Origin of the sequence: Novosphingobium terrae, assembly GCF_017163935.1 — a bacterium.
GTDB classification, from domain to species: domain Bacteria; phylum Pseudomonadota; class Alphaproteobacteria; order Sphingomonadales; family Sphingomonadaceae; genus Novosphingobium; species Novosphingobium terrae.
Map to the genome: position 1 here is coordinate 2,837,039 of NZ_JABVZR010000001.1, position 17,871 is coordinate 2,854,909.

A 17,871-nucleotide genomic window follows, 5' to 3' on the forward strand; every position below is an offset into this window, starting at 1 on the left:
GGTTGGTGCACCCAACTGGATTCGAACCAGTGGCCTTCGGATTAGGAATCCGACGCTCTATCCTGCTGAGCTATGGGTGCTTAACCCCGCCAACCAGCAGGATGCAGAGCGCCTCTTAATCGCCAGCGGGGCGCATGGCAACGGTTCAGTCGCGTTTCGATCCCGGCATAAGAAAGCGCCGGCGTTTCAGTTGATCTCTTCGGGCGGCGCGACCGGGATCAGCAAAGGCGCAATGCCGATGCCTTCCTCCAGCATCTCCTGCACATCCTGCGCGCTGGCGCGGCCATGGATGGGGGCGTTTTCCTTCTCGCCATAATGCATGGCGCGGGCGTCTTTGGCGAAACCATCCCCCACCCAGCGCGAGCTTTTGATCGCCTCGGCCTGAAGCGCGGCCACCGCTTGCAGCATCGCCCTGGCCTCAGGCGGCAAGGCAGGCGGCGTTGGAGCAGGCGCAGGCGCAGCTGACACCTTGGCCGGTTCGAGTTCGACTGCCTTCTGGTTGCCCTTGCGCCCCAGATTGGGCGCCATCAGCGCCTTGCTCACGCGCGCGCTGCCGCAATCCGGGCAGGCAATCAGCCCGCGCGCCTGCTGCCCGTCAAAATCGCCCGAGGAGCCGAACCAGCCCTCGAATTTATGGCCGCCCTCTTCGCATTGCAGATCGTAGACAATCATGATGCGCGGGCGGCTCCCACCGGACGACGGTTGTCGAGGCTGGGCAGTTGAGCGCGCACTTCAGCGGTGCGGGCCGGATCGATCTCGGCGAAGGCCACGCCTGCCGCCTCTCCACCCATATCCAGCGCCACGCCGCCCCATGGGTCGACCACGAGGCTGTGGCCATAGGTGGCGCGGCCATCCTCATGCGTGCCCACCTGAGCCGCCGACACCACCCAGGCACTGGCCTCCACCGCACGGGCGCGCTGGAGCAGATGCCAATGCGCCCCGCCTGTCGGCACGGTGAAGGCGGCGGGAATGGCGATCACATCGCAGCGCGCCTGCCCCAGCGCCTCGAACAGCGCCGGGAAGCGCAGATCGTAGCAGATCGCGAGGCCAAGGCGGCCCAGCGGCGTTTCCACCACCACAGCGCCCTCGCCCGGGGCATAGGCGGCGGATTCGCGCCAGCGCTCACCGGTGGCCAGATCGACGTCGAACATGTGCATCTTGTCGTAGCGCGCGGCGATCGCGCCCTTGTCGTCGATGACGAAGGTACGGTTGGCATAGCGGCCATCGGCACCTTCTTCGCCCTCGCGGTCGATCGCCAGAGAGCCCAGTGCGACCCAGATGCCATGCTCTGCTGCCGCCTTGCGCGCGGCAGCCAGCACCACATCATCGCCTTCCTTGCGGATGCTGGCGCGGGCGCGGGTGCGATCCTTGTCGATCAGGCCGCACATTTCGGGCGTGAACAGCATCACCGCCCCGCCCGCCTTGGCCTGCGCCACCGCCTTCACGGTGGCATCGGCATTGGCCTGCGGGTCAATGCCCGAGGTCATCTGGAACAGGGCCACCCGCGCCATGGCGTTACAGGCCCAGCATCGCGTCAAGCTTGCCCGCGCGGTCCAGCGCATGGAGATCGTCCGATCCGCCAATCGCCGCATCGTCGATAAAGATCTGGGGCACGGTGCGCGCATCGGGCTTGCGCTCGACCATCTCGCGGCGCTTCGACGTGTCCATCGAGGTGTCATATTCGGTGTAGGCCACGCCCTTGCTGTCCAGCAGCGCCTTGGCGCGCACGCAATAGCCGCAGCCCCACTGCGTGTAGATTTCAACCTTGGCGGTCATGGGCATATCCTCACTTGAACAAAATCGTCATGCCCCATGTAGGCGGGGGGCTTGAAATGCCAAGCGGCTATCATACCTTCCGTGATGTGTCATGGCCCACCGGGGATGGCACGGAACCCGAGGCGCCTTTTGGGCCTCACATTTGTGAAATTGCTCAAAGCAAAGAGGATTTTACCGTATGAACCGTCTGGATTTCACCCCCTATCGCCGCAGCACTGTGGGTTTCGACCGTCTGTTCGACCTGCTGGAAAACAATGCACGCGCCAACAGCGGGGACAATTACCCCCCCTTCAACATCGAACGCCGCGATGAAGATGCCTATCGCATCACGCTGGCCGTTGCCGGTTTCAAGTCGTCCGAGATCGACATCACCGCTCAACAGAATCTGCTGGTGATCCAGGGCCGCAAGGCCGAGGAAACCCAGAATGCCGGGCAGTTCCTGCACCTTGGCATCGCGCAGCGCGGTTTCGAGCGTCGCTTTGAACTGGCCGATTTCGTCCGCGTGGAAAGCGCCGGGCTTGAAGACGGCCTGCTGGTGATCGACCTTGTGCGCGAAGTGCCCGAGGCGATGAAGCCCCGCAAGATCGCCATTGGCGGCACCCAGCCGCTCAGCGTGATCGATGGTGGCGCCAGCAGCAGCGAGGCTGACGCGGCGTAAACCGCGATCCGGGCCCGGCGTTTCCGGGCCCGCGCATCATCAGATATAAAAACAATTCGCCCAAAACAATTCGGGGGTGAGTCCGGGAAAGACTCACCCCCACGGCTTTGGCGCCGCCACGTTCCCCCAAGAGCGATCCGGGTCGCTAAAGACCGCTCGCGCGGAACGAGCCGTAAAACCCGTTCAACATCATAGTTGCATGAAGCCGCGACCAACCGGACGGTGATCGCGCATTGCATCTCATCATCGGCCTGCTGAAGGTGCAGACCTTGTAGGCATCCTCTCCACCAGAGACCGTTGACCGATCTCCATCCCTTTGGCGCCCAGGTTGCGCCTTATTCTTTCACCGGCACGAACAAAAATTTCATTCAAGCCGGTGACTTGTTTTAGAAATTATCGCCGCGTTCAGCTTGAGGCAAGGCAGTAAAGCTGCATTCCGTCGCCGCCAAAGACCGGATGGGCGCGATCGGACAATTCCGGCCGCACCCATCACGCAATCAGACCAAGCGCGCCTGACGCACCGCCGCGCTGATGAAACCGGCAAACAGCGGATGCGGCTCGAAGGGGCGGCTCTTGAGTTCCGGGTGGAACTGCACGCCCACGAACCACGGATGGTCCGGACGCTCGACGATCTCGGGCAGCAACCCATCGGGCGACATGCCGGAGAAGACCAGACCGCCCTGCTCCAGCGCCTCACGATAGTGGCTGTTCACCTCGTAACGGTGGCGATGGCGTTCCGAAATGGTCTCGCTGCCATAGATGGTGGCGACATGGCTGTTGCCCGCCAGCTTGGCCTCATAGGCGCCCAGACGCATCGTGCCGCCCAGATCGGTGTCGGCATGGCGGGTCTGCAGGCCCTCTTCGCTCATCCATTCGGTGATGATGCCCACCACCGGCTCGGAGGTCTCGCCGAACTCGGTCGAGGAGGCCGAGGCGAAGCCCGCCGTGTTGCGCGCCCCCTCGATGCAGGCCATCTGCATGCCGAGGCAGATGCCGAAGAAGGGTACCTTGCGCTCACGGGCGAAGCGCACCGCGGCGATCTTGCCTTCGGTGCCGCGCTCGCCAAAGCCGCCGGGGACCAGCACGCCATGCAGCGGTTCGAGCGTGGCGGCGATTTCCTCGTCGCCCTTCTCGAAGATTTCGGCGTCGATCCACTTGATATGGACCTTCACCTTGTTGGCCAGACCGCCATGCACCAGCGCCTCGTTGAGGCTCTTATAGGCATCCTGCAGCACCACATACTTGCCGACCACGCCGATGGTCACTTCACCCTCGGGGTTGGCGTAGGACTTGGTGATGCCTTCCCAGCCGGTCAGATCGGGCGTGGGGGCGGTGAGGCCGAAGTGATGCAGTACGGCGGCGTCCAGACCCTCATTGTGGTACTGGATGGGCACGGCATAGATGTTGGGCGCGTCCAGCGCGGGGATCACCGCTTCCTTGCGCACGTTGCAGAAGAGGGCGATCTTGGCGCGCTCATTCTCGGGCAGCGGATGCTCGCAGCGGCACAGCAGGATGTCGGGCTGGATGCCCAGGCTGGTCAGCTCGCGCACCGAGTGCTGCGTGGGCTTGGTCTTCAGTTCGCCGGCCGCCGCGATGTAGGGCACCAGCGTGACATGGGCGAAGCAGGTCTGCTCGCGGCCCAGATCGTTGCGCAGCTGGCGGATGGCCTCCATGAAGGGCAGGCCCTCGATGTCGCCCACCGTGCCGCCGATCTCGCACAGCACGAAGTCCAGACCATCGGTCTCTTCCTGCGCGAAATTCTTGATGGCGTCGGTCACATGCGGGATCACCTGCACCGTCGCGCCCAGATAGTCGCCGCGGCGCTCCTTGGCGATGACGGACTGATAGATCCGGCCCGAGGTGATGTTGTCGCTCTTGCGGGCCGAAACCCCCGTGAAGCGTTCGTAATGGCCAAGGTCGAGGTCCGTCTCGGCGCCATCGTCGGTCACGAACACTTCACCGTGCTGATACGGGCTCATCGTGCCCGGATCGACGTTGAGGTAGGGATCGAACTTGCGAATGCGGACCTTGAAGCCGCGCGCCTGAAGGAGCGCTGCCAAGCTTGCCGCCATGAGGCCTTTGCCGAGCGAGGAAACCACGCCGCCGGTGATGAAAATATACCGCGTCATGGGAATCGCGCCTTAATCGTGAGGAGGGGGGAAAGACAAGCGCCATCGGCGCCAATCCGGGAATGAATCCACAATTGCGTGGATCGCTTATCGCAAACAAGGCTCCGCCCGCCCCTCCGAAGGTCGGCGGGGCGGGCGGGCATCATGCTGGAATGCTTACTTTTTGGCCGCGCCAGCCAGCGGATCGAGCGGCGCTGCCGGAGCAGGGCTGTTCGTCGCAGCGGGAGCCGTGGTCTTGCCCAGCGGATCGGCGGGCGCCGAGGCCGGAGCGGTGGGCACGGCGCGGTTGAGCGAATCATCCACCGTCTCGGCCGAGCCGCTCTTGACCGCCAGAGCAGCCAGAATGATCGAGAGCGCCACGAAGAGGCCGCCCAGAACCTGGGTCATGCGCGTCATGAAATCGGCGGCGCCGCGTGCCGACATAAAGCCCGAGGGGCTGCCGCCCACGCCCAGCCCGCCGCCTTCCGACTTCTGGATCAGGATCACGACGACCAGCAGAATGGTAACCAGGGCCTGCACGACCGTCAGGAACAGAAACAGGGAGGACATGAACAGGCTCTCATCGCGTGAAACGGATTAAAATCGCTGGCGCATCTAGGCGTGCGAGGCCACGAGCGCAAGGCGTGGCCGGGCGATTTTAGCAACTATTATGACACAGTGGACACAGACAAGGCTGCGGATCAGGCCTCGACCAGCGCGGCGGCGGCCAGAATGATCCCGGAAAAACGCTCTGCGGTCAGGCTCGCGCCGCCCACCAGCGCCCCGCCGACATCCTCGGCAGCCAGCAGTTCAGCGGCATTCTCCGGCGTCACCGAACCGCCATAGAGGATACGCACCCCCTGCCCCGCCGCGCCATAGACCTCGACCAGCGTGGCGCGGATGGCGCGATGCATCGCCCCCACATCCGCCACCGTGGGCACGCGACCCGTGCCGATCGCCCAGACCGGTTCGTAACCGACCACCAGATGGGCGGCGGCATCGGGCACCTGAGGCAGCGAGGCGCGCAATTGCGCCGTCACCGTCGCCACGGCCTGGCCTTCAAGGCGCTTGTCCTCATTCTCGCCGACACAGACCAGCGCCTGCATGCCGGCGGCCAGCACCGCCTCGGCCTTGGCACGGACCAGCGAATCATCCTCGCCCTGCTGCCAGCGCCGCTCGGAATGGCCCACGATCACGAAACGCGCGCCGGAATCGGCCAGCATGGAGGCAGAGACCTCACCGGTGAAAGCGCCGCTCTCGCCGGTATGGGCATTCTGGGCGCCAACGCCGATATGCTGCGCCTCATGCGCCACGGCGTAAAGCAGCGTGGCGGGCGGCGCGAGAGCGATCTCGACCGAAGGATGGCGCTGGGCCAGCCGGTCGATCGCCCTTGCCTCGGCCAGAGCGCCGCGCAGGCCGTTCATCTTCCAGTTCCCCACGATATACGGCCTGAGCGCCATCAAATCTCGTTCCCTCTCTGGGCGCCGCCCGGGGGGCGACACCGATGAATCGCGGCGCGGGCGAAACGCTCGACACAGGATGGAGCGCTGCGGCGCCCTTGCCGCAAAATAAGCTGCATGTCCGGAGCGATCTCATCGCATTCCGCTTCCGCATAGGTATGCATAACCAGCAATCCATGCCCAATGCAAGTCCTTGCTGCAAGCGCACAGACCATAATGGACCAATGCGGGCAGACCATTGCGGGAACGCCCAAGGCGCTCTAAAGCCCCGAGCCATATGTTCGCCCGGCCTGGGGCGCGTCCTCCTGTATCGGGAGCGCGCTGCTGGCACACGGGGGGCGGTTGGATTAAGGTTGGCCGATGCTTCAGTTCTTTCGCAACATCTTCAAATCCTCGCTGGGTGTCGGCATCGCCATCGCCTTTCTGGTGCTGATCATCGGCGGTTTTGCCGCCAGCGATGTCGCCAGCAATCTGGTGAGCGGCGGCGGATCGGGTGAGACTGTCGCCAAGGTCGGCTCGACCACGATCACCGGCACGCAGGTGATGAAGCAGGCCCAGCAGTCGGTCGAAATCGCCCGTCAGGACAACCCCAAGGTGACGATGCGCGATTTTCTGGCGCAGAACGGCCTGACGCAGGTGATCGACCAGATGGTCGACCGCACCGCTTTGCTGGTCTTCGGCCAGAAGAACGGCATCGTTGCTGGCAAGCGCCTGGTGGACAGCGAACTGGCCAAGATCCCCTCGCTGCAGGGCCCGGACGGCAAGTTTGCCGATGCCAACTACCGCCAGATGCTGGCCCAGCGCAATCTGACCGACAAGGACGTGCGTGAGGATATCGCGCAGGGTCTGGTCGCCCGCCAGCTGCTCACCCCCGCCCAGCTGGGTACGGTGACGCCGATGGAAGCCGCGCTGCGCTATGCCACGCTGCTGAAGGATCATCGCAGCGGTTCGGTTGCGGCGCTGCCCTCGCAGGCCTTCCTGCCCGCCACGCCGCCCAGCGATGCCGAGGTGGCCAGCTGGTACAACAGCCACAAGCTGTTCTTCAACCAGCCCGAACACCGCGTGATTCGCTATGCCACCTTCGATGACAGCGTGGCCCGGAACGTCACCGCGCCCACCGATGCCGAGATCGCCCAGCGCTACAACGCCGACAAGGCGCAGTATGAAGCCAGCGAGACGCGCAAGATCAGCCAGCTGATCCTGCCGACCGAAGCCGCCGCCAAGACCCTCTCGGAGGAACTGGCCAAGGGCACCTCGATGGAAGCCGCCGCCAAGGCGCGCGGTCTTTCGGTGGGCAGCCTCGGCCCGGTCGCCAAACCGGCGCTGGCCGCGCAGACCTCGCAGGCGATCGCCGATGCCGCCTTTGCCGCGAAGAAGGGCGTGCTGCCCGCGCCGGTGAAGGGCATTCTGGGCTATGCCGTGGTGCGCGTGGACGACATCATCGTGAAGCCCGCCCGCACACTGGATCAGGCCAAGGGCGAGATCGCCGAGGCTCTGCTGGCTGACAAGCGCAAGGCGGCCCTCGCCAGCGTGACCACCAGGATCGAGGACAGCTTCGGCAAGGGCGGCGCGCTCAGCGATGCCGCCAAGGAGCTGGGCGTGACGCTGACCTCCACCCCGGCGCTCAACGCCGATGGCACCGTCTTCGGCAATCCCCAGCAGAAGGCCCCGCCCGAGCTGGCCAAGGCCGTGCCCGCCGCCTTCGCCATGGAGCGCGACCATGCGCCCCAGCTGGCCGAGATCGAGCCCGGCAAGAAGTTCCTGATGTTCGATGTGGACAGCATCGTGCAGGCCGCCCCGCTGCCTCTCGATCGCGTGAAGCCCGCCGTGGTCGCCGCGATCCAGATGGAAAAGGGCGCTCAGGCCGCCAAGAACGCCGCGCTGCGCGTGCTCGACAAGGTCAAGCATGGCGGTGAACTGGGTGCCACCGTTGCCGGGCTGGGCGTCAAGCTGCCGCCGGTGCAGGCGCTTTCGCTGGGTCGTGAGCAGCTTCAGGCCCAGCAGGGCCAGCTGCCGCCCGCCATGGGCCTGTTCTTCTCGATGGCAAAGGGCAGCACCAAGCTGCTGCCGCTGCCGGGTGGCCGCGGCTGGCTGGTGGTGCAGCTCAAGGACATCACCACCACGCCGGTCAAGCCCGACGATCAGCTGGTGAGCGATGCCAAGCGCGAACTGGCCAGCCTGCTGGGCCGCGAATATGGCGATTCCCTGCGCCGCGCGATCCGCGCCGATGTGGGCGCCACCCGTAACGAGGCCGCCATCAACGGCGTCGCCAAGCAACTGGCGGGCAACTGAGCCCGCCTCCCTTTCCACCAACTCAAGAAAATGGAACCATGACCCAGATCAGCACCACCGCCCGCCCCGACAACCAGGAGGCAGCCCTTGCCGCCCTGCGCGAAGGCAAGCCGGCGCTGGTCTGGCGTCGCATCATTGCCGATACCGAGACGCCGGTGGGCGCGGGCGCCAAGCTGATCGAGAGCGGTCGCGGCGATTTCCTGCTCGAATCGGTGCAGGGCGGCGAGGTGCGCGGGCGCTACAGCCTGCTGGGCCTCGATCCCGATCTGGTGTTTCGCGCTGTCGGCAAGAAGGCAGAAATCAACCGCATCTGGCAGCATGACCGCGCCGCATTCGAGCCGCTGTCGGCCGATCCGCTGACCGAGCTGCGCGCTCTGGTGGCAGCGTGCCATATCGATGTGCCGGCGCAGCTGCCCCCGGCGCTGGCCTGTCTGGTCGGCTATTTCGGCTATGAAACCTTCGGACTGGTCGAAAACCTGCCGCGCCCGGCGCAGAGCGATCTCGATCTGCCGGACATGCTCTTCGTGCGCCCGCGCCTCATTCTGGTCTTCGACCGGCTGAGCGACGAGCTTTTCGTGATCGCGCCGATCTGGCCGTCATCCACCCCGCCCGAGCGGGCGCTGGATGCCGCGCATGACCGGATCGACGATGCCCTGCGCCGTCTGGCAGGCCCGACCCCGGACACCACCCACGCCATCACCGAAATGCCCGAGCCGCAGCTTACCCCGGTGATGCAGCCGGGCCGCTATGGCGAGATGGTCAAGGCCGCCAAGGATTACATCTCGGCGGGCGATATCTTTCAGGTGGTGCTGGCGCAGCGCTTCACCGCGCCCTTCACCCTGCCGCCTTTCGCGCTTTACCGTTCTCTGCGCCGGGTGAATCCCTCGCCCTTCCTCTATTTCCTCGATCTGCCCGGCTTTGCCGTGGTCGGCTCCAGCCCGGAAATTCTGGTGCGCGTGCGCGCCGGGGAAGTGACGATCCGCCCCATCGCGGGCACCCGTCCGCGCGGCAAGACCGCCGAGGAAGACAAGGCCAATGAGATCAGCCTGCTGGCCGATCCCAAGGAGCGGGCCGAGCATCTGATGCTGCTCGATCTGGGCCGCAACGATGTGGGCCGGGTGGCGGCGCGCGGCAGCGTGAAGGTCACCGAAAGCTACACCATCGAGCGTTACAGCCATGTGATGCACATCGTCTCCAATGTGGTGGGCGAGCTGGATACGGCCAAACATGACGCCATCGATGCGGTCTTTGCGGGCTTTCCGGCCGGCACGGTCAGCGGGGCGCCCAAGGTGCGTGCCTGCCAGATCATCGCCGAGCTGGAAGGCGAGACGCGCGGGGCCTATGCGGGCGGCGTCGGCTATTTCGGACCCGACGGCAATCTGGACAGCTGCATCGTGCTGCGCACCGCCGTGGTGAAGGATGGCATGATGCATGTGCAGGCGGGCGCGGGCATCGTGGCCGACAGCGATCCGGCCAGCGAGCAGCGCGAGTGCGAGCATAAGGCCGGTGCCCTGTTCGCCGCCGCCCGCGAGGCCGTGCGCGTGGCAAGCGAAGCCGGTTTCGGGCAATGAGCGACAGTCTGGCCGACAGCCATTCCTTCACCATCGTCAGCGATGAGAAGGATTGGCTGTCGGCAAGCTGGCTGCTGACGCGTCATCGCTGGCTGTGGAAACGGCTGATCGTGGTCTCGGGCTCAATCTGGCTGCTTTACTGCGGCTTGGAGGTGTTGCCCGATGGCTTGCAATATGGCTGGCATCGCGCATGGATTCTCCATGGCCTGCTATGGGGCACCGGCATCACGCTGGCGGTGATCGCCATCGGTGTGGCCTTGGCTTGCGGCCTGCTGCCCTTCCGGGTGCGCAAACTGTTCCGTGACGCGTCCAAGCTGGCGCAGTCCACGCAGTTCACCTTCGATGCCAAGGGACTGCGCACCGCCAACCAGCACGCCACCACCACGCTGGACTGGCTCCAGTTCGAGCGATGGCTTGAGAATGACCGCATCCTGCTGCTGATCGTGATGCAGCGCAGCTATTACGCCATTTCCAAGTCGCAAGTCGCTCCCCATATCATCGACGCGCTGAGGTCGGCCCTGATTGCCGCCCGCGTCCCCCATCGCTAGGTTTTTCGCCATGATCCTCGTTATCGACAATTACGACAGCTTTACCTTCAACCTCGTCCACTACCTGCTGGAACTGGGCGCCGAGGTCGAAGTGGTGCGCAATGACGCGCTTTCCGCCGGACAGGCTATTTCCTCGGGCGCTCAGGGCTTCCTGATCTCGCCAGGGCCCTGCACGCCCAATGAGGCGGGGATCAGCCTCGATCTGGTCGGCGCCGCCGCCGACGCTGGCAAGCCGCTGCTGGGCGTGTGTCTGGGCCATCAGGCCATCGGCCAGTATTTCGGCGGCAAGGTGGTGCGCGGCGGGCTGATGCACGGCAAGACCAGCCCGGTCACCCATGACGACACCGGCGTGTTTGCAGGCCTCCCCTCGCCCTTTACCGCCACCCGCTATCACTCGCTGATCGTGGACAACATTCCCGAGACGCTGGAGGTCAACGCCCGCAGCGACGATGGCCATGTGATGGGCTTCCGCCACGCCACCCTGCCGATCCATGGCGTGCAGTTCCACCCCGAGAGCATCGCGACGGAACATGGCCATGCCATGCTGGCCAACTTCCTGCGCAGCGCCGGGATGAGCGTGACCATGCCGGAAACCCTTACGCCGATCCGCGCGGCATGAGCATCCTCTCGCAGGGCACTCTGCCCCCCGTTGCGCTGACGCCCTTCGCTCAGGATGAGGCCGAGGCGATCTTCGCCGCGATCCTCGACGCGCAGGTGGATGCCGACGCCATCGCCACCTTCCTCTCGGACCTGTCCGACCGGGGCGAAACCGCCAGCGAGATCGCCGGCGCCGCTCTGGCCATGCGCGCCCGCATGATCCCGGTGGAAAGCCCCGAGGGCGCCATCGATGTCTGCGGCACGGGCGGCGACGGCCATCATACGCTCAACGTCTCGACCGCCGTCAGCCTCGTGGTCGCGGCCTGCGGCGTGCCGGTGGCCAAGCATGGCAACCGCGCCGCCAGCTCCAAGGCGGGCGCCGCCGACACGCTGGAGGCGCTGGGCCTGAACCTCGCCAACGCCGGGGAGCGCGCCGCCGAAACGCTTGAGGATATCGGCATCGCCTTCCTCTTCGCGCAGACGCATCACCCCAAGCTGGGCCCCATCGCGCCGATCCGCAAGGCGCTGGGCAAGCGCACCATTTTCAACCTGATGGGCCCGCTGGCCAATCCGGCCAATGTGCAGCGCCAGTTGGTGGGCATCGCCCGCCCCGCCTATGTGCCGATCTATGCCGAGGCGCTGGAAGCTCTGGGCACGGAGCGCAGCTTTATCGTCTCGGGCGATGAGGGGCTGGACGAACTCTCGCTGGCAGGCGGCAATGAATGCGCCGAGGTGCAGGGCAAAACCATCGCCATGCATCGCGTTTCGGCAGCGGATGTGGGCCTGCCGGTGCATCCCGTCACCGCGCTGCGGGGCGGCGATGCGGCCTACAATGCCGATGCCCTGCGCCGGCTCTTGATGGGCGAGGAAGGCCCCTATCGCGATGCCGTGCTGTTCAACGCCTCTGCCGCGCTGCGCGTGGCGGGCGAGGTGGAAAACTGGCGTGAAGGCGTCGAGGAAGCCGCCGAGGTGATCGACAAGGGGCTCGCCAAGGCGCTGCTCGACTGCTGGATCGATGCGGTCCGATGAGCGATATGACAAAGATGGATACGACGATGACCGACAAGCTGACCGAAATCTGCGCCACCAAGGCTGAAGAGGTTGCCGCCCGCAAGCCGCTGGCCAGCCTGTCGGACCTCGACGCACGTGCTGCCCTGCAAACCGCCCCGCGCGGGTTTGAGGCCGCTCTGCGCGCCAAGGCCGCCACCGGCTTCGCGCTGATCGCGGAGATCAAGAAGGCCAGCCCGTCGAAGGGCCTGATCCGCGCCGATTTCGATCCGCCAGCCCATGCCCGCGCCTATCAGGCCGGGGGCGCCGCCTGCCTCTCGATCCTGACCGACGCGCCCTATTTTCAGGGCCATGAAGATTACCTCATCGCCGCCCGCGCCGCCTGCGACCTGCCCGTCATCCGCAAGGATTTCATGATCGACCCATGGCAGGTGGCCGAGGCGCGTTCCATCGGTGCCGATGCGATCCTGATCATCGTCGCCGCGCTGGAAGACGCCCAGATGGCCGAGATCGAGGCAGCGGCGCTGGAACGCGGCATGGATGTGCTGGTCGAAGTCCACAATGAGGCCGAGATGGAACGTGCCGCGCGTCTCACATCCCGCCTGATCGGCGTGAACAACCGCGATTTGAAGCGCTTCAAGACCGACATCGCCACCACCGAGCACCTCGCTCCGCTGGCGCCTGAAGGCACGCTGCTGGTGGCTGAAAGCGGCATCAACAGCCATGAGGATCTGGTGCGTCTGGCGCAAAGCAACGCCCGCACGTTCCTGGTCGGCGAAAGCCTGATGCGTCAGGCCGATGTCGAGGCCGCCACGCGCCAGCTGCTGACCGGCGCCTGATCCGATGGCCGAGCTGACCCACCTCGACGCTCAGGGCCATGCCCGCATGGTCGATGTGGGCGGCAAGGCCGAGACCAGACGCCTCGCCATCGCCGAGGGCCGCATCCTGATGGGCCCGCAGGCGCTGGAGGCGATCCGCGATGGCGCCATCCCCAAAGGCGATGTGCTGGCCGCCGCGCGCATCGCCGGGATCATGGCCGCCAAGAAGGTCGGCGATCTGATCCCGCTGTGCCATCCGCTGGCACTTGATTCCGTCAGCGTTGACTTCGTTCTTGAAGACAATGGGTTACGCTGCACCGCCAGCGCCAGCCTCACCGGCAAGACTGGCGTGGAGATGGAAGCGCTGACCGCCGTCTCCGTCGCGCTGCTGACGGTCTATGATATGGCCAAGGCAGTGGACAAGGCGATGGAGATCACCGGCATCCGCCTGATCGAAAAACACGGCGGCAAATCGGGCAGCTGGTACGCGCCCGGCAGGCCAGCCTGATGCCGCCGCTCCCGCTGGCAGAGGCGCAGCAGCGACTGCTCTCCACCATCACCCCGCTGCCTGTTGAAACCCTGCCCATCGAACAGGCCGCTCGGCGCTGGCTGGCGGAGCCTTTGGCAGCGCGCCGCACTCAGCCCGCCGCCGACCTCTCCGCGATGGATGGCTATGCCATGCGCGCGCAGGACTTGCCCGGCCCATGGCGCGTGGTGGGCGAGAGCGCGGCAGGCCACCCATGGCCTCACCCCGTCCAGCCCGGCGAGGCGATCCGCATCGCCACCGGCGCGCTGATGCCCGCAGGCGCCGATGCCATGGTGCTTCAGGAAGATGTCACACGCGATGGCGACCACCTGACCCTGACCGGCGATACTCCCAACCCTCCGGGCCGCCACATCCGCCGCACAGGGCTGGATTTCACGCAGGGCACGCCTTTGCTGCCCGCCGGAACCCGCCTCGGCCCGGCCCAGATCGCTCTGGCCATTTCGGGCGGCCATGGCAGCGTGAGCGTGCGCCGCCTGCCCCGCGTCACCATCATCGACAGTGGCGACGAACTGGTTTCCCCCGGCACAGATCCCCTGCCGCACCAAATCCCCGCCAGCAATGGCGCGATGCTGGCCGCGATGGTCGGCGCCGTGGGCGCGGAGGTGACGCGCATCGGCCCGGTGCTAGACGATTTATCCGCGCTGGTCGCCGCTCTGCAGGCCGCTGGCGAGGCCGATCTGATCGTCACCTCGGGCGGCGCTTCGGTGGGGGATCACGATCTGATCCGCCCGGCGCTGGAAGCATGGGGGGCGCAGCTGGCCTTCTGGCGCGTGGCGATGCGCCCCGGCAAGCCACTGATGCATGCGCGGCGAGGCGCGTGCCATATTCTTGGCCTGCCGGGCAATCCGGTCTCCGGGCTGGTGTGCGGGCAGTTTTTCCTGCTGCCGATGCTGCGTGCCATGATGGGCGCCAGCACGGTTCTGCCCCGCCGCGTCAGCGCCCGGCTGACAGCCCCTGTGCCCGCAGGCGGCAAACGCCAGGAATTTCTGCGTGGGCTTTGGGATGGCGAAACCGTCACCCCCAACCCGATGCGTGACAGCAGCGCTCTGGCAGCAATGGCGGCCAGCAATTGCCTGATCGACCGGCCCATCGATGCCGATGCCGCCGAAATGGGCGCAACCGTGGGAATTTATCTGCTGGACACGCATTCCCTTGCTTGACGGCTCCAACATTGTTGCATAAATGTTCTTTGTTCGTTCGGAAACGGAACGGCAGGAAGGACATCCGCATGCTCACCCGCAAGCAGCACGAATTGCTCCGCTTTATCCAGGTCCGGCTGGAGGAGGATGGCGTCTCCCCCTCGTTCGAGGAAATGAAGGAAGCGCTCGACCTCAAGTCGAAATCGGGTGTCCACAGGCTGATTTCGGCGCTGGAAGAACGCGGCTTTATCCGCCGCCTGCCCAACCGCGCCCGCGCCCTTGAAGTGCTGCGCCAGCCCGAGGATGTAGTCAGCAGCACGCGGACCGCGCCAGCCCCCCGCGCGCCTGCCGCTCCAGTGGCGCCCACCCGCCCTGCCGCGCTGACCTCCTCTGGTCTGACTGGCGCCCCGGTCGCCGCGCTGCGTGCGGACAATGATGTGATCGAGATTCCGCTGCATGGCCGCATCGCTGCAGGCGTGCCGATCGAGGCGCTGGAAGGCCAGTCGACCTTGCCGGTGCCCGCTGCCCTGCTCGGCTCGGGCGATCATTACGCGTTGGAAGTTTCGGGCGATTCCATGGTCGAGGCCGGCATTCTCGATGGCGATCTCGCCCTGATCCGCAGCACCGAGAGCGCCCGTGACGGCGAAATCGTGGTGGCACTGGTACGCGGCGGGGAAGCGACGCTGAAATATCTGCGCCGCGAAGGTGGCATGATCCGGCTCGATCCGGCCAATGCCACCTATCAGTCGCAATATTATCGCCCTGACGAAGTGCAGGTGCAAGGCAAGCTGGCAGGGCTGCTGCGCCGCTATCACTGATAGTTCAGGAGGGGGCAGAACGGTTCTGCTCCCTCTCTGCTTTGCGCATGGGCGTCATAGGCGCATGGCCTGGAGCATGTTCAAGCTGACTGCATAAGGTCAACGGTTCGGAACATGCGACAGCAAAGGATCAGAGCGTTTCGCTGTCGGTGAAAACGCGCTGGTGCCAGTTGAGGCAAGATCGGCCTTCGCGGCGATGTTTATGATGATTGCGGCGGATTGCGCAGTCCATCGCCAAGATGGCCTCATTTCAACACCGCGCCACCTCACCAGAGCAGTCTCCGACACCCAATCGGCATTCCTCCCGCAGGCCCGCTTTGACTGCATCTGGCAACATCAGGGTTCTGGCACCTCGCGGGGCGCATGGTGCGGGGCACGCCACCAGGGGTGGTCGCCGGCAGATTGCTCCACGGTGGTCACCCGGCGGTGTTCCAGATCCAGCGACAGGCCGCCGCTGCGCAGCAGCAAGCTACGGTCAGCCTTGAGCAATCTGGGGTGGCACGGGCCATAGAGTTTGTCCGGCGCCACCACGATATCGCTTTGAGCGCAGGCCTGCGCCAGTTCGGCAGGCTTGGGTTCGCCCTTGCCCCGCGCGATCAGCAGACGCCAGCGCCTTCCCCCCCGGTCGAGATCCAGCGCGCAAAAGCCTTCTGAACAGCGTGCACCGGGCCATGTCGTCAGCGGGGTGACCGTGCCGGTCAACCCTGCAGCCTCCAGCATGGACTCGCCCATGCGGCCTCCCTTGCCTTCGCGCAGGATCAGCAGGGCTCGGCCCTGGACGCCGGTGATGCCAATGTTCTTGCCGTCCCCGGTGATCAGCACATCGGGCGGATGCAGCCAGGCCAGTGAAACGATCGCCGCTAAAGCGAGCAACAACCCCCACAACCGCCCCCGCCCGTGCCACAAGGCCAGCCACAGCATGCCGCTTACAAACAGCAGAAACCGCCCCCCATCCATGGCGGGCATCATCGTCACCGAGGCCGGGCGCTGCGCCGTCCACCGGGCAATCGCCAGCAGCAGGTCGAGCGATTCCCCGCAAACCCACCATGCCGGGCCACCCATCCCCACCAGATCCAGCGCCAGCCCCAGCGCGATGGCAGGCATGGACACAAAGGTGGTCAGCGGAATGGCCACCAGATTGGCCATTGAGCCGTAAATCCCCGCCCGATGGAAATGGAACAGCGCAATGGGCATCAACGCCAGATCGATGACCATCCCCGACAGCAGGATCATCGCCAGATGGCGGAGCATGCGCAGCCACCAGCCTTCCTCACGCGGGGCCAGAAAGGCGCGGACCGGAGCGCAATCATGCAGCACCACCAGCGCCAGCACCGAACCGAAGCTCATCTGAAAGCTGGGCCCGATCACCGCCTCGGGCCAGAGCAGCATGGTGCAGATCGACCCCACCGCCAGCAGGCGCACCGTAAAGGGCTGCCTGCCCAGCGCCAGCCCGATCATCACCAGCAAGGCCCCCAGCACCGAGCGCACGGTCGGCACCTGGGCGCCGGTCAGCAACGTGTAGAAAATGCCTGCCGCTCCGCCACAGCCGCTCGCCAGCAGCGGCAGGCGCACCCGCAAGGCCAGCCATGGGAACAGCGCCAACAGCCGGATCGCCAGCACATAAACCCCGGCGATCACCGCGCTCACATGCAAGCCGCTGACCGACAGCAAATGCGTCAGGCCCGAGTCGCGCATCGCCTGCTCATCGGCGACGGGGATACCGCCACGATCTCCACTGGCAAACGCCGCCGCGATGCCGCCCGCCGGGCCTGACAGGCGGGATCGCACATGATCGGCCAGAGCATGGCGCGCCCGGGCCAGCCACGAATCGCCCGGCGCCGGCGTCACCACCGTCACCGGGCCGATCACCGTGCCCGTGGCCGCCACACCGTCGAACCAGGCCGAGCGTGCCGCATCATAGCCTCCGGGCAGGTCCGGAGCGGCCGGCGGCATCAGCCTTGCTCGCAACCGCACAACCGCGCCTTCGGTCAGGCCGGGACGATCGGCGCTGTCCGGCATGGAGAGTCGCGCCAGAATCGGGCAGCCGCTGCCCGGCTCGGCAAAGGCCAGTTCCAGCCGCAAACGATGGTCGGCAGGCTGGGCATAGCGGTCCATCACGCGGGCGGTGATCACCGGGGCCATCGGCTGCACAATGGCGGGCGTGCCCACCAGTGCCGATTTGGCCCAGATCAGCCCGCAACCCGCCGCCACAGCCAGCCCCATCCCCGCCAAAGCACCGCGCAGATGGCCATGGGAAACAGCGGGCAGCAACCATGCCAAAGCTGCCAACCCTATACCAAAGGCTGATAGGCCCAACCAAAGCCAGCCATTGGCAAGCGTGAACCACAGGCCTATGCCACCGCCAACCCCCACGGCCAGCCATGGCCAGCGATCCGCACCGGCATCGTTCAGAAAATGTTCTGCCCGCAAGGCAAGGCTGGACAAGATCGCGCCGCTGGTCCTATGGCCGTGTTGCAATGCAGCGGCGCCCCACAGGCGCCGTAAGCGCGGGGCGCGAAAAGTGTGCCCAG

At 65.8% G+C, this 17,871-nt stretch carries 17 protein-coding genes and 1 tRNA gene; 10 read left to right on the plus strand and 8 right to left on the minus strand.

All coding sequences use genetic code 11. The features are described from left to right. Nucleotides 1–3: 3 nt before the first annotated feature. The 4 genes from HGK27_RS12690 to grxC all read right to left on the minus strand — a co-directional run bounded on the left by HGK27_RS12690 (nucleotide 4) and on the right by grxC (nucleotide 1,776). A tRNA-Arg gene (locus HGK27_RS12690) sits at nucleotides 4–80 on the minus strand. Between the two features lie 106 nt (nucleotides 81–186). Next, a complete protein-coding gene (locus tag HGK27_RS12695; RefSeq protein WP_206241011.1) occupies nucleotides 187–672 on the minus strand; it encodes a DUF1178 family protein in 486 nt (161 codons plus the stop codon). Then, nucleotides 669–1,511, minus strand: a complete 843-nt coding sequence (locus HGK27_RS12700; RefSeq protein ID WP_206241013.1) for a carbon-nitrogen hydrolase family protein — start codon at nucleotides 1,509–1,511, stop codon at nucleotides 669–671. Before HGK27_RS12700 ends, HGK27_RS12695 begins: the two co-directional genes overlap by 4 nt. A gap of 4 nt (nucleotides 1,512–1,515) precedes the next feature. Further along, nucleotides 1,516–1,776 (minus strand): glutaredoxin 3, encoded by a 261-nt coding sequence (gene grxC, locus HGK27_RS12705; RefSeq protein WP_206241015.1) that lies wholly within the window; start codon nucleotides 1,774–1,776, stop codon nucleotides 1,516–1,518. A gap of 178 nt (nucleotides 1,777–1,954) precedes the next feature. Between grxC and HGK27_RS12710 the strand changes: the two genes are divergently transcribed. Continuing rightward, nucleotides 1,955–2,434 carry an Hsp20 family protein gene (locus tag HGK27_RS12710; RefSeq protein ID WP_206241016.1) on the plus strand — a complete coding sequence of 160 codons (480 nt, stop codon included), beginning with the start codon at nucleotides 1,955–1,957 and terminating at the stop codon, nucleotides 2,432–2,434. 497 nt (nucleotides 2,435–2,931) lie between these two features. On the opposite strand, the gene HGK27_RS12715 is transcribed toward HGK27_RS12710, so the two are convergent. From HGK27_RS12715 to tpiA, 3 genes are all read right to left on the minus strand, one after another. Next, entirely contained in the window at nucleotides 2,932–4,563 is a 1,632-nt protein-coding gene (locus HGK27_RS12715; protein WP_206241017.1) for a CTP synthase, read from the minus strand. Between the two features lie 156 nt (nucleotides 4,564–4,719). Then, nucleotides 4,720–5,103: a preprotein translocase subunit SecG gene (gene secG / locus HGK27_RS12720; RefSeq protein WP_206243139.1), complete on the minus strand. Its 384-nt coding sequence runs from the start codon at nucleotides 5,101–5,103 to the stop codon at nucleotides 4,720–4,722. A gap of 140 nt (nucleotides 5,104–5,243) precedes the next feature. Then, a complete protein-coding gene (gene tpiA / locus HGK27_RS12725) occupies nucleotides 5,244–6,002 on the minus strand; it encodes a triose-phosphate isomerase (protein ID WP_206241018.1) in 759 nt (252 codons plus the stop codon). A gap of 360 nt (nucleotides 6,003–6,362) precedes the next feature. Between tpiA and HGK27_RS12730 the strand changes: the two genes are divergently transcribed. The 9 genes from HGK27_RS12730 to lexA all read left to right on the plus strand — a co-directional run bounded on the left by HGK27_RS12730 (nucleotide 6,363) and on the right by lexA (nucleotide 15,340). Further along, the gene (locus tag HGK27_RS12730) at nucleotides 6,363–8,294 is read left to right on the plus strand and encodes a peptidylprolyl isomerase (protein WP_206241019.1); all 1,932 of its coding nucleotides are present in this window, start codon (nucleotides 6,363–6,365) and stop codon (nucleotides 8,292–8,294) included. A gap of 38 nt (nucleotides 8,295–8,332) precedes the next feature. Next, nucleotides 8,333–9,865: an anthranilate synthase component I gene (trpE, locus tag HGK27_RS12735; RefSeq protein ID WP_206241021.1), complete on the plus strand. Its 1,533-nt coding sequence runs from the start codon at nucleotides 8,333–8,335 to the stop codon at nucleotides 9,863–9,865. Further along, entirely contained in the window at nucleotides 9,862–10,413 is a 552-nt protein-coding gene (locus tag HGK27_RS12740; protein WP_206241023.1) for a YcxB family protein, read from the plus strand. Before trpE ends, HGK27_RS12740 begins: the two co-directional genes overlap by 4 nt. Before the next feature lie 10 nt (nucleotides 10,414–10,423). Continuing rightward, a complete protein-coding gene (locus tag HGK27_RS12745; protein WP_206241025.1) occupies nucleotides 10,424–11,032 on the plus strand; it encodes an anthranilate synthase component II in 609 nt (202 codons plus the stop codon). Continuing rightward, nucleotides 11,029–12,039, plus strand: a complete 1,011-nt coding sequence (gene trpD, locus HGK27_RS12750; protein WP_206241027.1) for an anthranilate phosphoribosyltransferase — start codon at nucleotides 11,029–11,031, stop codon at nucleotides 12,037–12,039. Before HGK27_RS12745 ends, trpD begins: the two co-directional genes overlap by 4 nt. A gap of 26 nt (nucleotides 12,040–12,065) precedes the next feature. Continuing rightward, entirely contained in the window at nucleotides 12,066–12,857 is a 792-nt protein-coding gene (trpC, locus tag HGK27_RS12755; protein ID WP_206243141.1) for an indole-3-glycerol phosphate synthase TrpC, read from the plus strand. 4 nt (nucleotides 12,858–12,861) lie between these two features. Further along, complete coding sequence (gene moaC / locus HGK27_RS12760) at nucleotides 12,862–13,344, plus strand: cyclic pyranopterin monophosphate synthase MoaC (RefSeq protein ID WP_206241029.1); 483 nt, start codon at nucleotides 12,862–12,864, stop codon at nucleotides 13,342–13,344. After that, nucleotides 13,344–14,543, plus strand: a complete 1,200-nt coding sequence (locus tag HGK27_RS12765) for a molybdopterin molybdotransferase MoeA (RefSeq protein ID WP_206241031.1) — start codon at nucleotides 13,344–13,346, stop codon at nucleotides 14,541–14,543. The genes moaC and HGK27_RS12765 overlap by 1 nt, the downstream gene beginning before the upstream one ends. A 68-nt stretch (nucleotides 14,544–14,611) precedes the next feature. Beyond that, a complete protein-coding gene (gene lexA / locus HGK27_RS12770) occupies nucleotides 14,612–15,340 on the plus strand; it encodes a transcriptional repressor LexA (protein WP_206241032.1) in 729 nt (242 codons plus the stop codon). 336 nt (nucleotides 15,341–15,676) lie between these two features. Here lexA and HGK27_RS12775 read toward each other — a convergent pair whose 3' ends face one another. Continuing rightward, nucleotides 15,677–17,785 (minus strand): ComEC/Rec2 family competence protein, encoded by a 2,109-nt coding sequence (locus tag HGK27_RS12775; protein WP_241127112.1) that lies wholly within the window; start codon nucleotides 17,783–17,785, stop codon nucleotides 15,677–15,679. Between the last annotated feature and the right edge of the window lie 86 nt (nucleotides 17,786–17,871).

Coding starts and splice junctions, on each gene's coding strand:
- HGK27_RS12695 (WP_206241011.1), bottom strand. CDS start 672: ATGATTGTCTACGATCTGCAATGCGAAGAGGGCGGCCATAAATTCGAG.
- HGK27_RS12700 (WP_206241013.1), bottom strand. CDS start 1,511: ATGGCGCGGGTGGCCCTGTTCCAGATGACCTCGGGCATTGACCCGCAG.
- grxC (WP_206241015.1), bottom strand. CDS start 1,776: ATGACCGCCAAGGTTGAAATCTACACGCAGTGGGGCTGCGGCTATTGC.
- HGK27_RS12710 (WP_206241016.1), top strand. CDS start 1,955: ATGAACCGTCTGGATTTCACCCCCTATCGCCGCAGCACTGTGGGTTTC.
- HGK27_RS12715 (WP_206241017.1), bottom strand. CDS start 4,563: ATGACGCGGTATATTTTCATCACCGGCGGCGTGGTTTCCTCGCTCGGC.
- tpiA (WP_206241018.1), bottom strand. CDS start 6,002: ATGGCGCTCAGGCCGTATATCGTGGGGAACTGGAAGATGAACGGCCTG.
- HGK27_RS12730 (WP_206241019.1), top strand. CDS start 6,363: ATGCTTCAGTTCTTTCGCAACATCTTCAAATCCTCGCTGGGTGTCGGC.
- trpE (WP_206241021.1), top strand. CDS start 8,333: ATGACCCAGATCAGCACCACCGCCCGCCCCGACAACCAGGAGGCAGCC.
- HGK27_RS12740 (WP_206241023.1), top strand. CDS start 9,862: ATGAGCGACAGTCTGGCCGACAGCCATTCCTTCACCATCGTCAGCGAT.
- HGK27_RS12745 (WP_206241025.1), top strand. CDS start 10,424: ATGATCCTCGTTATCGACAATTACGACAGCTTTACCTTCAACCTCGTC.
- trpD (WP_206241027.1), top strand. CDS start 11,029: ATGAGCATCCTCTCGCAGGGCACTCTGCCCCCCGTTGCGCTGACGCCC.
- trpC (WP_206243141.1), top strand. CDS start 12,066: ATGACCGACAAGCTGACCGAAATCTGCGCCACCAAGGCTGAAGAGGTT.
- moaC (WP_206241029.1), top strand. CDS start 12,862: ATGGCCGAGCTGACCCACCTCGACGCTCAGGGCCATGCCCGCATGGTC.
- HGK27_RS12765 (WP_206241031.1), top strand. CDS start 13,344: ATGCCGCCGCTCCCGCTGGCAGAGGCGCAGCAGCGACTGCTCTCCACC.
- lexA (WP_206241032.1), top strand. CDS start 14,612: ATGCTCACCCGCAAGCAGCACGAATTGCTCCGCTTTATCCAGGTCCGG.